Here is a 565-nt window from a genome sequence, read left to right as displayed (position 1 = left end):
CGTAACCGGCAGGTGGCATGATGGCACACGAACTGACGACACTGCTGCGCACGCTTCGACACGGTCGGGCCCTTGCGGGCAAACAGGATATTGCCGAAACCGTCGCAATTCTTGGTCGGGATACAAGCGATGGTATCCGCCTTGGCGATGACTGTGCTGCCATACCGGATGGCGATGGCTATCTCCTGCTGGCCAGCGAGGGGTTTCAGGACAGCTTCGTGCGCGCCATGCCGTGGTTTGCCGGCTATTGCGGCGTGATGGTCAATGTCAGTGACATCGCGGCCATGGGCGGTCGCCCTGTGGCTGTGGTGGATGCGTTGTGGAGCGATACATCCGAGGCGGCCGCGTCCATTCTGACCGGTCTGCATGAAGGTGCGCGCACCTATGGCGTGCCGGTTGTCGGCGGTCATACCAACATGCGCAGCACCCATAATTCGCTGTCGGTGGCGATCCTTGGCCGTGCCCGTCATCTGCTGACCAGTTTCGATGCCCGACCGGGCGAAGTCCTGATCGCCGCCATCGACCTGCGCGGCCGCTGGCACGACCCGCACCCGTTCTGGGATGC

The 565-nt window shown here is 63.0% G+C and carries 1 protein-coding gene; it reads left to right on the top strand.

Annotated elements, in window-relative coordinates; all coding sequences use genetic code 11:
- Nucleotides 1-17: 17 nt before the first annotated feature.
- Nucleotides 18-565: AIR synthase related protein (locus HNW77_RS17295; protein WP_241694555.1), on the top strand; the 548-nt coding region annotated here is incomplete at its 3' end.

The sequence above is a fragment of the Komagataeibacter melomenusus genome, assembly GCF_013155395.1.
GTDB classification, from domain to species: Bacteria; Pseudomonadota; Alphaproteobacteria; order Acetobacterales; family Acetobacteraceae; genus Komagataeibacter; species Komagataeibacter melomenusus.
The sequence above is the reverse complement of the archived record's forward strand: the minus strand, read 5'-3'. Positions and strand labels throughout refer to the sequence as shown.